General features: G+C 70.7%; 9 protein-coding genes. 1 reads left to right on the top strand and 8 read right to left on the bottom strand.

Annotated elements, in window-relative coordinates; genetic code table 11:
- Positions 1 to 72: 72 nt before the first annotated feature.
- Positions 73 to 1239, bottom strand: coding sequence for an AI-2E family transporter (locus tag AB0L91_RS20150; protein ID WP_365011969.1), 1167 nt, complete (start codon positions 1237 to 1239; stop codon positions 73 to 75).
- A gap of 131 nt (positions 1240 to 1370) precedes the next feature.
- Between AB0L91_RS20150 and AB0L91_RS20145 the strand changes: the two genes are divergently transcribed.
- Positions 1371 to 2015, top strand: coding sequence for a hypothetical protein (locus AB0L91_RS20145; protein ID WP_365011968.1), 645 nt, complete (start codon positions 1371 to 1373; stop codon positions 2013 to 2015).
- Positions 2016 to 2028: 13 nt separating this feature from the next.
- Here the strand turns inward: AB0L91_RS20145 and AB0L91_RS20140 are convergent, their stop codons facing one another.
- The 7 genes from AB0L91_RS20140 to AB0L91_RS20110 all read right to left on the bottom strand — a co-directional run bounded on the left by AB0L91_RS20140 (position 2029) and on the right by AB0L91_RS20110 (position 11905).
- Entirely contained in the window at positions 2029 to 3672 is a 1644-nt protein-coding gene (locus tag AB0L91_RS20140; protein ID WP_365011966.1) for an ABC transporter ATP-binding protein, read from the bottom strand.
- On the bottom strand, positions 3669 to 4511 hold the full coding sequence (locus tag AB0L91_RS20135) for an ABC transporter permease (protein WP_365011964.1): 843 nt from the start codon (positions 4509 to 4511) through the stop codon (positions 3669 to 3671). Before AB0L91_RS20135 ends, AB0L91_RS20140 begins: the two co-directional genes overlap by 4 nt.
- A complete protein-coding gene (locus tag AB0L91_RS20130) occupies positions 4508 to 5506 on the bottom strand; it encodes an ABC transporter permease (protein ID WP_357346878.1) in 999 nt (332 codons plus the stop codon). Before AB0L91_RS20130 ends, AB0L91_RS20135 begins: the two co-directional genes overlap by 4 nt.
- 36 nt (positions 5507 to 5542) lie before the next feature.
- Positions 5543 to 7060, bottom strand: a complete 1518-nt coding sequence (locus AB0L91_RS20125; protein WP_357346879.1) for an ABC transporter substrate-binding protein — start codon at positions 7058 to 7060, stop codon at positions 5543 to 5545.
- Positions 7061 to 7176: 116 nt separating this feature from the next.
- The gene (locus tag AB0L91_RS20120) at positions 7177 to 9111 is read right to left on the bottom strand and encodes a biotin carboxylase N-terminal domain-containing protein (RefSeq protein ID WP_365011962.1); all 1935 of its coding nucleotides are present in this window, start codon (positions 9109 to 9111) and stop codon (positions 7177 to 7179) included.
- On the bottom strand, positions 9108 to 10673 hold the full coding sequence (locus tag AB0L91_RS20115; RefSeq protein WP_355272345.1) for a carboxyl transferase domain-containing protein: 1566 nt from the start codon (positions 10671 to 10673) through the stop codon (positions 9108 to 9110). Before AB0L91_RS20115 ends, AB0L91_RS20120 begins: the two co-directional genes overlap by 4 nt.
- Positions 10670 to 11905, bottom strand: coding sequence for an aminotransferase class I/II-fold pyridoxal phosphate-dependent enzyme (locus AB0L91_RS20110; protein WP_365011960.1), 1236 nt, complete (start codon positions 11903 to 11905; stop codon positions 10670 to 10672). The genes AB0L91_RS20115 and AB0L91_RS20110 overlap by 4 nt, the downstream gene beginning before the upstream one ends.
- Positions 11906 to 11941 lie beyond the last annotated feature (36 nt).

Genomic DNA, 11941 nt, shown 5'->3' with positions numbered 1-11941 from the left:
ATCTGTTGTGACAGTACAAGATTCATAGCGGCCGGTGGCCCCTACCGTCGGGTAGATCAGCGGCGATCAGACCTACTCCGCGTCCTGATCGGTCTGCGGGGCCGGTGCGCTCTTGGCGCGCTTGCGGCGCGACGCCGTCTGCTCGATGCGCGGATCCTCGCTCACCGCATAGTGTTTGACATATTCGGACAGGAATGCCTGCACCGTCGCGGTGGCCGGGATCGCCAGCAGCGCCCCGACCGCGCCGAGCAACGCGCCGCCGGCCAGCACCGCGAGCAGCGCGATCGCGGCATTGACGTCGACGGTGCGCGCGGTGATCCGGGGCTGGAGCAGGTAGTCCTGGAACCACTGGTACAGCACCGCGAACAGGATGACCCACACCGCGTCGAGGGGATCCACCGTCAAGGCGACGAGCACCGGGAGGATCGCGGCGATGTAGGTGCCGATCGTCGGGATGAACGCGGAGATCACGCCGAACCAGACGCCGAGGGCGACGGGGTTGGGGATGCCGAGGATCGCCAGGAAGACCCCGTGCGCGATCGCCGAGACGATGGCCAGCAGGACCCGCGAATACAGGTAGCCACCGGTCTTGTCGATCGCGAGATCCCACGCGTGCAGGAAGGTCTGCTGACGCGACGGCGGCAGCAGCGAGCACACGGTGCGCCGCACCCGGGGCCCGCCCGCGGTCAGGTAGATGCTGAACAACGCGATGGTGAGGATCTGGACGAGCCCGCCGAGCACGGTGGTCGACACGCCCCAGACGTTGTCCGCCGCGGTGCGGGCGTAGCCCTCGATCAGATCGGACTCGCGCAGCAGGCGCTGGCTGAGGTCGTGCGTGGTGACGTGCTGGTCGAAGGTTCGGTTGAACCGGTCGATGCCTTCGTCGAGCAGCCGGGGGGATTCGTGGGCGAGATTCGTCGTGGTCTCCACGAGCAGCGTCACCAGCGCCGCGAGGAAGGCCAGCACGCAGGCGAAGGTGCCGAGGAAGACGAGCGCGGTGGCGAGTCCGCGCGGTACGCCGCGGCGGGCCAGCACGCCGACGGCCGGTTCCATCGCCAGCGAGACGAAGAACGCGACCAGCAGCACGATCAGCAGCCCGAGCAGCCGGCGGAACGCCCAGTCGGCGAGCAGGAACAGCCCGAACAGGACCAGGGCCAGCACCATCGCCCGCGGGAGCCACTCGGGCATCCTCGCCCGTGCGATCGGTGGCGCGGTGCTGTCCGGGGAGTCGGTGTCCACGGATCCCAGTGTCGCCCCGGAGGAGCCCACATTTCGGCACCGACGCGGCCTGTCGCGCGTCCGTTCCGGCTGCGCTGCCCGCGATACCGGTGCGCTCGCGGCTGTCGGTGTGGCCTGTTACGTTGCGCGCCATGACAGTAGAGGTCCAGCACGGTGTCGGCCTGACCCGGAGGGTGCTCGACGCGGTGCGGGCCGATCCCGGCCGGTCGATGTTCGAGCCCGCCGCGTGGGTCGGCCACATGCCGTGGGTCGACGGCGCGCCGCGGCCGATGTCCGCCGACGAGCTGGCGTGCGCGGTGTTCCCGTCGGGGCGCCCGCTGTCGCCGAGCCTGCGGGAATGGCTGGCCTTCGACCGGGGCCTGTTCGAGCGCCACGGCTGGTTCGCGGACGACGGTGGCTTCGCGCCCCGCACCCTGGACGAACTGGTCGACGACGAGCTGGGCGCACCGTGGGGGGAGATCTACGCGCCGCTGGCCGACCGTTTCCCCGAGTGCTTCCTGCTGCCCGGTGGCTCGGATTCGCGGCGGGTGCTGGCGGTCGGTGAGCCGGATTCGGCGGGGGAGTACCCGGTGCTGGCCCTCGACGTGGACGACATGCCCTATGTCGGCCTGATGTACCCGGGGTTCGACGTCTACGCGGCGGAGGCGGCGGGCTTGGTGCACTGCGTGTTCGAGACCTACACTGCCCTGGCCGCCGACCCGGTGTACGGGCGGCGCATGCGCGAGCACGCGGCTCGCGGTTTCGCGGGCGAGCTGTGCCTGGAGTACCCGTTCTGAGACGCACCGGCGGTCAGTCCCGGTGCGGGTCGGCGAACTCCGGCAGCCGGGGAACCGAGGTGATCAGGCGGCGGGTGTAGTCGTGCCGCGGTGCGCGCAGGACGTCGTCGACCGCACCCGACTCGACGACGCGCCCGTCCTTCATCACCAGCACGCGGTCCGCGACGTGCTGGACCACACCGAGATCGTGCGAGATGAGCAGCAGCGCGGTACCGAACTCGGCCTGCAAATCGGCCAGCAGGTCCAGGATCTGGGCCTGCACGGAGACGTCGAGGGCCGAGACCGGTTCGTCGGCGACGAGCAGCGCCGGGCTGGGTGCCAGGGCGCGCGCGATCGCGACCCGCTGCCGTTGCCCGCCGGACAGCGTGCGCGGATGACGCTCGAGCAGGTCGCGGCCGAGGCCGACCGCGTCGAGGAGCTCGCGCACCCGGCGGGCGCGCGCCGCCCCGCGCACGGCGACGGTGTCCAGGCTCTCGCCGATGACGCGCTCGACGGTGTAGCGCGGATCGAAGGAGCTGAGCGGATCCTGCGCGATGAGTTGCGCGGCGCCGCGCGACGGGCGGAGCTCGCGCTCGGAGTAGTCGCTCCACGGTTTCCCGTCGACCTCGACGCGCCCGGACGACGGTGCGACCAACCGCAGCGCGAGCCGGGCGGTCGTGGTCTTCCCTGAGCCGGATTCGCCGACGATGCCGAGGGTTTCGCCCGCGAAAAGGTCGAAGTCGACACCGTCGACCACCGTGCGTGCGCCGTAGGCCTTGCGCAGCGCGCGCACCGACAGCACGACCCGGGTCTCGTCGACCACGCGTGGCGGCAGGGCCGGACGCTCGGGTGCGGCCGGGTGGTCCGGCGCGGGTTCGGCGGGTACCGACAACCGCGACCCGCGCGAGGCCGCCGACGGCACGGCGGCCAGCAGTTTCCTCGTATACGGGTGTGCCGGACGGGTCAGGACATCGATCGTGCTGCCCTGCTCGACGACTTCGCCGTCGCGCATGACCAGTACCCGGTCGGCCACCTCGCCGACCACCGCGAGATCATGGCTGATCAGCAGCAGCGCGGTGCCGTCGGCCTTGCGCTGCCGGAGCAGGTCCAGGATCTGCTGCTGCACGGTCACATCGAGTGCCGTGGTCGGTTCGTCGGCGATGATCAGGCGCGGGTCGCCCGCGATCGCCGTGGCGATCAGCACCCGCTGCCGCAGGCCGCCGGACAGTTCGTGCGGGTACTGGCGCAGGCGCAGTTCGGGTTCGGGCACGCCGACCTCGGTGAGCAGCCGCACGCTGCGCTCGGCGAGTGCCCGCCCGCGCAGATCGGTGAGGGCGCGTTGCGCTTCGGCCAGCTGACCGCCGATCGAGCACAGCGGGTCCAGCGAGACGAGGGCGTCCTGCAGCACGAAACCGATGTCGCTGCCGCGGATCGTGCGCCACTGCCGGTCTCGGTGTTGCCGCGCGTCCTGTCCGAAGAGCGCGAGCCGGTCCGCCCGGACCGTCGCGCCCGGCCCGGACAGGCCGACCAGCGCGCGGGCCGTCACCGACTTGCCCGACCCGGATTCGCCCACCAGGGCGACGGCCTCGCCCGGTGCGATCCGCAGATCGATGCCGTGCACCACCTCGCCCTGCCCCGGAAATCCGATGCGCAGGTTCGCGATGTCGATCAGGCTCATGCCCGCGGCCTTCCGTCGTAGTGCCGTTGCCAGTGCCGTCCCAGCGAACTCACCGCGATCACCGTCGCGGTGACGGCCACGCCCGGGAGCACGGCGATCCACCAGGCATTGCGCAGATAGTTGCGGCCCTCGGCGAGCATGGCGCCCCATTCGGGTTCCGGCGGTTGCGGACCCATGCCGAGGAAACTCAGGCCCGCCGCGCCGAGAATCGCGGTGCCGAGGCCGATGGTCGCCAGGATCGGCACCTGCGCCACCGCGTGCGGCAGCACATGACGCCACACCAGCGTGGCCCGGGTGAGCCCGAAGGTGCGGGCCTGTTCGACATATCCGGACTCCTGCACGACCAGTGTCTGTGCGCGCACGACCCGGGCGAACCGGGGGATCGAGGCGATGCCGAGGGCGACGATCAGATTCGTGGTGCCGGGCCCGGTGAACGAGATCAGCACCAGGGCGAGCAGCAGATCGGGGAACGCGGAGACCACGTCGAGGAAGCGGGTGATCAGCTCGTCGAGCGGTCCCCGCGCCAGCCCGGACAGCAGGCCGAGCAGCGTGCCCGCCACGACCGCGATCGCCACGGCGGTGACGCCGATGAGCAGTGAGTAGCGCGCGCCGTGGACCACCCGGGTGAAGACGTCGCGGCCCAGATGATCGGTGCCGAACCAGTGGGAGCCGCTGGGCGGCAGCTGCGCCGACAGCGGATCGGCGGCGAGCGGGTCGGCGCCGGCCAGGACGGTGGGCGCCAGCACCGCGACGGCGACGAGCCCCACCGTCACCGCCGCGACGGCGACCCCGGGCGCGGGAGTGAGACGTCGTGCGCTCGGGAGTGCGATCGTGGTCATCGCGCACCGCCCCGTCGCAGCCGCGGGTCGAGCACCAGGTACAGCAGATCGACCAGCGTGCTGATCACCACGTAGACGAAGGCCGACAGGATGGCCACGGCGAGCACCACCGGAAGGTCCTGGGCGAGTACGGCGTCCACCGTCACCCGGCCCAGCCCCGGCCTGCCGAAGACCTCCTCGATGATCACCGCCCCGCCCAGCAGTCCGCCGACCAGCCAGCCGGTCAGGGTCACCGCGGGCAGGGCGGCGTGGCGCAGGCCGTGCCGCAGCCGGAGCTCGGTCTCGCTGACCGACCAAGAGCGCACCGTCACCGCGAACGGTTCGTCAAGAGCCCGCTCCAGTCCGTCGCGCAGCACCTGGGAGATGACCGCCCCCAGCGACAGGCCGAGCGCGAGCGCGGGCAGGACCAGCGCCGCCAGCCCTTTGTTCGCCGCCACCGGAAAGATCTTCAGCTGGAAGCTGAACACCGACAGCAGCACGATGCCGAGCCAGAACGACGGTGTCGAGACCAACGCCAGCTCCACGGCGTTCGCCACCGCGGCGGCGCGCCGCCGCCGGGCCGTGGTGGTCGCGACGACGACGGCGAACACCAGCGCGACGAGCAGTGCCGCCCCGGTGAGGGCCAGCGTCGGCCCGGCCTGCGAGCCGATCACCTCCGACACCGGCCGCTGCAGCACATAGGAGCGCCCGAAATCGCCGTGCGCCACATTCCACAGGTAGCGCGCGTACTGGACCACGGTGGGGCTGTCGAGACCCCATTCGGCGCGGATGGCGGCCTCCACCTCCGGGGTGCGCGGCTGCTCGCCGATCAGGACGTCGACCGTGTCGCCCGGCGCGAGCCGCACGCCGAGGAAGGACAGGGTGGCCGCGCCCCACAGCACGCCGAGGCCCGAAAGCACCCGCAGCGCGACCCGTCCCGCCACCCCGGCGCGAGCGCCGGGAGCGGAGTCGGCCGCGGGTGCCACCGGGGTGGGCGCGGTGACGTCGAGCGTCACCGGCACCACCTCGCGGCGGTGGGTGCGGGCGCCGGGTCAGCCACGATCGACCCAGATGTCGTAGGCGCTCTCGGGCAGCTGCTTGTACGGACGGAAGCCCGCGCCGTGCACGTGGGCCGCGGCCGCGATCTGGTTCTCGGGGATGTACAGCGGCAGCCCGTAGGCCTTGTCGACGAGCGCGAAGCGCTGCAGCTGGGCGTACTGTTTCGCGCGCTCGGCGGTGTCGATCGTGGCCGCGGCGGCCCGCAGCCAGCCGGACAGCTCGGGGTCACCCGCGCGGCTGTAGTTCAGCGTGCCCTTGGCGGTGGGCGGGTACCAGTGGTTCTCGATGTCGATGCCGCCGGTCAGGGTGTCGGAGTTGGCGATCGAGCCGAAGGTGTTGTTCTTGCGCAGCTCCGCGTAGGTGCCCAGGTCGACATAGGACAGTTTCAGGTCGATGCCCGCGTTCTGCTTGGCCTGTGCCTGCACGGCCTGCAGCAACACCTCACGCTGGTCGCGGACCGTGGACTGGGCCTGCACCAGTTCGATGGTCAGGCGCTGACCGTCCTTGGTCCGGAACCCGTCGGCGTCCTTGGCCGTCCAGCCCGCCTCGTCGAGCAGGCGGTTGGCGGCGTTCTTGTCGGCACCGTAGGCACGCTCGATGCTCTTGTCGTAGAACAGCGTGTCGACGGTGGAGGCGATGCCCCAGCCGCGTGTGCGCTGGCCGCGATAGATCGATTGCAGCACCGCGTCGACGTCGACGGCGTTGTTGAGCGCCTTGCGCACCTTCTCGTCGGTGGCCGCGCCGAAGGTGGCGTTCCAGTACAGCGTGTACGGGCTGCCGTTGTTGAGCGCGGTGCGATAGGTGAAGTCGGGATTGTCCCGGAACAGCGACGCGTCGTTGCCCGAGACGCCTTCGATGAGATCGACCTGGCCGGAGGTGAGCGCGCCGGTGCGGACCGAGGATTCGGGCAGGAAGCGGTAGGTGAGCTCGTCGAGATAGGCCGGGCCCTGGTGCGCGGCGTTCTGCGGGGCCCAGTTGTAGTCGGGGTTCTTCCGGAAGTGCAGTTCCTGGCCCTTGACGTAGCGGTCCAGGATGAACGGACCGGTGCCCGCGATCTCGGGCCCACCGGCCTTGAGCTGTGGCTTGTCGAACGCGGCGGGGGAGATGATGTCGAAGCCGGAGGCGAAGTCCAGGAACGGCGCGTACGGATTCTTCAGGGTGAAGACCACCGTGCGGTCGTCGCGGGCGGTCACGCCGGCGAGGTTCGACAGCGGGCCGGAGGAGAACCCGCCGGAGTAGGCGACGTCCTGCATGGTGGTGAAGTTGCGGGCCACCCCGGCCGCGGTGAGCGGGGTGCCGTCGGTGAACTTCACGCCATCGCGCAGGGTGAAGGAGTAGGTGAGTCCGTCGGCAGACACCTCGTGGCCGGTGGCCAGCCACGGCACGAAGCCACCGTCGGCGGTGCGCGCGAGCAGCGTTTCGTAGGTGTTGCGCAGCAGCATCTTGGTGTTGCTCTGGCCGTTGAGGTGCGGGTTGAGCGTGGTCGGCTCGGTTTCCACCCCCCAGGTCACCGAGCCGCCGCTCGTCGGTTGGGCCGATTCGCGTGCGGCGGTGTCGGTTCCGCTGCACGCGGAGACCAGCACGGCCGTGGCCGCGATCAGAGCTGTCGCAAGTCGGCGTGTCCGCATCACAGCGCGGCGCCCCTCTCCTCGATGAGAAACAGTGATTGATCCGTCGTGACCACCGCGCCTTCGGCGGCGGTCACCGTGACGATTCCGGCGTGGGTCGCCGTGAGTTCGTGCTCGAGTTTCATGGCCTCGACCACCCCGAGCAGCTGGCCCTGCTCGACCGCCGCGCCCGATGCGACATGCAGCCGGACGAGCGTTCCGGGCATGGGAGAACGGATTTCGGGGTCGGCGTCGGCGCCGGCGAGTGCGCGGTACTCGGCGAACCGGACCGCCCGGGTGACCCCGGAGATCTGGCACTCCCATCCGTCGCCGCGGCGCCGGACGGTGCCGGGCACCGAGTCCACCGTGACCGTCTCGCCGGTGTGCACGGCGGGGACGGCGGGTGCGGTGGCGTCGGCGCGCAGCAGGACCGCGTCGCCGGTGTAGCCGCCGACCCGCACGGTGACCGGCCTGCCGTCGACGGTGAGGTCGACGGTGCCCAGGTCGCCGTCGGCGGGATCGAGCCAGACGCGGTCACCGCCCGGTGCGCCCGCCGACCACGGCGTCGCCCGGTCGGGCGCGGCGAGTGTCGCTGCCACCGCGAGGGCGGCGAGCTCGTCGGGGTCGCCGAACTCGGTGACGGGGTCGATGCGGTCCAGGTAGGCCGTGTCGTGGTCGGCCGCCGCGACGATCGGGGCGTCGAGCACCTGTGCGGCGAAGCCGAGATTGGTCGAGATGCCGGTCCAGCGCAGCGCCAGGGCGGCGTCTCGGGCGGCGGCCAGGGCCGCGGCCCTGGTGGCGCCGGTCGCGACGAGCTTGGCGATCATCGGGTCGAACCCGCCGGTGACGCGCAGCCGTCGCGTGAACGCCCGCTCCACCCGCACCGGCGGCCAGTGGGTGACCTCGAGCTCGCCAGGGCACGGCAGGAACGACCGGAACGGGTCCTCGGCGTACATCCGCACCTGCACCGCGGCGCCCGATGCCGTGATCTCGGCCTGATCGGCGGGCAGCGGTTCGCCCGCGGCGACCCGCAGTTGCCACTCCACCAGGTCGACGCCGGTGATCTCCTCGGTGACGGTGTGTTCCACCTGCAGCCGGGTGTTCATCTCGATGAAGAAGAACTCGTCGCCGACCAGCAGGAACTCGAAGGTGCCGGCGCCGACGTACTGCAGCGCCCGCGTGCCCTGCACCGCGGCGGCGAGCATCGCCTCGCGCACCTGCGCCGGAATCCCGGGCGCGGGTGCTTCCTCGATCACCTTCTGATGCCGTCGTTGCAAGGAGCAGTCGCGGTCGAAAAGATGGACAGCGCTGCCGAATTCGTCACCGAACACCTGCACCTCGAGGTGGCGCGCCCGCTCGGCGTAGCGTTCCAGGTGCAGGCGGCCGTCGGCGAAGGCCGCGGTCGCGGTGCGCGCCGCCGAGGCCAGCGCCGCGGGCAGCCCGGCCGCCGAGCGCAGAACCGACATGCCTTTGCCGCCACCGCCTCCCGCGGGTTTGACGATCAGCGGATAGCCGATGGCGGCGGCCGCGTCGACCAGCACGTCGATGTCCTCGGTCGCCTCGGCCGTGCCCGGCAGGACCGGCACCCCTGCGGCCGCCATGACGCGGCGGGCCGAGGCCTTGTCGGCCATGGTCTCGATCACCCGCGAACTCGGCCCGACGAACACCAGCCCGACCGCCCGCACCGCGCGGGCGAATCCCGCGTTCTCGGAGAGGAACCCGTAGCCGGGATGAACGGCGTCACAGCCGGTGTCGGTGGCCGCGCGGATCAACGCCGCCGCGTCGAGGTAGCCGCCGGTGGGCAGCGGGACCGTGGTCACCGCACCGGCGTGGCCGGTCAGGTCGCGGTCCTCGTCGACGGCGACCGTCACGTACTCGATGCCGAGACGGTCGCAGGTGCGTGCGATCCGGGCGGCGATCTCGCCCCGGTTCGCGATGAGCAGTCGGGTGATCACAGCCGGAACACCCCGAAGTTCGCGGGCGCGGGCTCGGCCCGGTCCCATCGTTCGTGCGCCAGTGAGAGGCACTGGGCCAGCCACGATCGCGTGTCCTCCGGCTCCACCACCGCGTCGATCCACATGCGGGCGGCGATATAGGTGGGCAGCGACTGGCGTTCGAAACTGTCGATGATCGGCTGCTTGATGGCGGCCTCCTCGGCCGCCCCGAGTTCTTTGCCCTCGCGGCGCAGGCGGTCGCGTTTGAGGATCGCCATCACCGCGGCGGCCTGTTCGCCGCCGACGCCGGTGGAACGGGCATTGGGCCACATTGCCATGAACTGGCCGCCCATCGAGCGGCCCGACATCGCGAAATTGGCGGCGCCGAAACTACCGCCGATCACCAGTGAGATCTTCGGGACCGTCGCGCAGGACACGGCATTGACCATCTTCGCGCCGTGCTTGGCGATACCCGCCCGCTCGTACTCCTCGCCGACCATGAACCCACTCACGTTGTGCACGAACAACAGGGGGATGCGGCGCTGGTGGCAGATCTGGATGAAGTTGGTGGCCTTGAGCGCGCTGTCGGGGAAGATCACGCCCTGGTTGGCGACGATGCCGACCTCGTAGCCGGCGATCCGCGCGGTCGCGCACACCATGGTGATGCCGTAGTCCTTGCGGTACTCGACCCAGGATCCGGCATCGACGACGCAGCGCAGGATCGCGCGCACGTCCATCTCCTTCTTGGTGCTGGCCGGAATCAGTTCCGGCAGCCGCGCCGGGTCGTCGAGGGGTTCGCGTACCTCGAAGGCCGGGGGATGCACCCGGTCACCCGGGGTGCGCGCGACGATGTCACGGATCATCGCCAGTGCCTCGACCTCGTTCACCGCGAGATGGTCGGCGACCGCGGTCTCGCGCACGTGCAGGTCGGCGCCACCGAGGGTCTGGGCGTCGACGACCACGCCGGTGGCGGCCTCGACCAGCTGGGGTCCGCCGAGGAAGACGGTGCTGAGGTCCTTGACCATCACCGTCTCGTCGCTCATGGCGGGGATGTAGGCGCCGCCCGCGGTGCAGATACCCAGCACCGCCGAGATCTGCGGCAGTCCCAGCGCCGACATCTCCGCGATATTGCGGAACATCTTCCCGAGGTGTTCCTCGTCGGGGAAGATCTCCTCCTGCAGCGGCAGATAGATCCCGCCCGAGTCGGCCAGGTAGACACACGGCAGTTTGTACTCGCGGGCCAGTTTCTGGCCGCGCAGCTGCTTCTTGATGGTGAGCGGGTAGTACGTGCCGCCTTTGACGTGCGGGTCGTTGGCGAAGATCATGCACGGGCGGCCGTGGATGGTGCCGATCCCGACGATCAGCGCGGCGGCGGGCAGGTCGGTGTCGTACACCTCGTGCGCGGCCAGGCGGCCGATCTCCAGGAACGGCGTGCCGGGGTCGAGGACGCGGTTGACCCGTTCGCGCACCGGCAGTTTGGCGTCGCCCGGACGTCGGCGGGGCGCGACGATCTCGGCGGTGTGCTCGCGCAGCAGCGTGCGCTGACCCTCGAAGCCGAGGGTGTTCTCCACGGTGACGGTCATGCGGGCTGCTCCGCCCGCTGCTGATGCTCGGCCAGGCTCGCGCTCAAGATGTCGGCGAAGCGGTGGATCGTCTCGGGCGCGAGATCGGCCCGCAGCATCAGGCGCAGGCCCGCGCTGCCGCGCCGGATGATCGGGAAGAACACGGGGGAGGTGTAGAAACCGGCCTCGAGCATGTCCCTGGCGACGGCCACGGTGACGTCCTCGCTGCCGATGGAGACGAACCGGATGGGCAGCCCGTCGCCGGCGAGTTCGGTGTCGACCAGGGAGTCGAACAGACGCACCCGCTCGCGCAGCGCGCGCTGGAGGGTGTCGACGGTGCCGTCGTCGTGCAGATCGCAGGCGGCCACGATGGCGCCGAGCCCGGCGGTGTTCACCCGCTGCGACCACATCAGCGGCCCGCTGGTGCGCAGCAGCGTCGGCGTGCGGGAATGATCGCCCTCGGCGCCGTGGAAGATGACGCCGCCGCTGGCGCCGAAACCCTTGTTGAGCGAGGCGATCACGAGCGTGCGCTCGCGCCAGCCCTCGTGCGCGCCGAGGACGTACCCGCGCCCGCCCGGCCCGATGGTCGAGATGCCGTGCGCCTCATCGAAATACAGGAACAGGCCGTACCGGTCCTGCAGGCGGTGCAGTTCCCGCAGCGGCGCACCGCCGCCGGTGCTGTAGACGCCGTCGGCGACATAGGCGACCGTGGCATGGGTGCGGCACAGCTCTTCCAGGGCCGCGATGTCGTTGTGCTCGATGGTCACCAGCTCGGTCTCGTCGGCCACCAGCGGTTTCATGGCGTTGAGGCAGAAGTGGGCGTTCTTGTCGAACACCACCAGCGGTGGACGGCCGTCGGTGAGTTCGCCCGAGGCCAGCAGCGGCAGGGTGGCCCAGGCCGCCGCGGCACACGACGATACGGTCACCGCCTGGGCGCCGAAGGTGCGCGACAGGCGCTGTTCGGCCTCCTCCAGCAGCGACAACCGGATCCGCATCCGGGAGATGGAGGAGTTGATGGTCGCGGTCTCGTCGAGGCCGCGGTGCGCGCCGGCGACGATGCGCGGGTCGCTGTCCAGACCGAGATAGGAGTACGAGGAGAAGTTCACGATCGTGCGACCGTCGCGGTCGTTGACCAGACCGTCGCGCATGTCGGTCGCGACGATGTCGACCAGTCCGTTGGCCGTGCTGTCGTCCCAGAAGGTGTTGCTCAGGTGCAGCTGCCTACGGATGTTGGCGAACTGGTGGGTACCCATTCGGTAGTCCTTCGTTGGCGGTCGAGCGTCGATGAG

This window comes from Nocardia sp. NPDC051833 (assembly GCF_040681225.1).
In the GTDB taxonomy this organism is placed as follows: domain Bacteria; phylum Actinomycetota; class Actinomycetes; order Mycobacteriales; family Mycobacteriaceae; genus Nocardia.
The sequence above is the reverse complement of the archived record's forward strand: the minus strand, read 5'-3'. Positions and strand labels throughout refer to the sequence as shown.